The sequence below is a fragment of the Dolichospermum circinale AWQC310F genome (genome assembly GCF_000426925.1).
Lineage (GTDB): Bacteria > Cyanobacteriota > Cyanobacteriia > Cyanobacteriales > Nostocaceae > Dolichospermum > Dolichospermum circinale.
On the sequence record NZ_KE384681.1, the window covers coordinates 12,155 to 12,408 of the forward strand.

A 254-nucleotide genomic window follows, 5' to 3' on the forward strand; every position below is an offset into this window, starting at 1 on the left:
GATCGGAACCGCCATCAACTGTATCCGTTGAGCCTTGGTTATAACCAGGGTTAAGAATATCATCACCTGCACCACCATTGAGAATATCATTACCTGCACCACCACTGAGGGTATCTTTACCTACACCACCAACAAGGTTGTCATTACCAGCACCACCAAAGATTAAAGACCACACGTTAGTTGCAGTGAGAGAATCATTACCACTACCTCCTGTTAGCACATCATAATAGCCACCACTAGCAGCAAAGTTGATT

General features: G+C 44.5%; 1 protein-coding gene. It reads right to left on the reverse strand.

The window, feature by feature from the left end; translation table 11 throughout:
- A partial coding sequence (locus ACIR310F_RS25515; RefSeq protein WP_414534260.1) for a calcium-binding protein occupies positions 1 to 254 on the reverse strand: 254 nt, incomplete at both ends.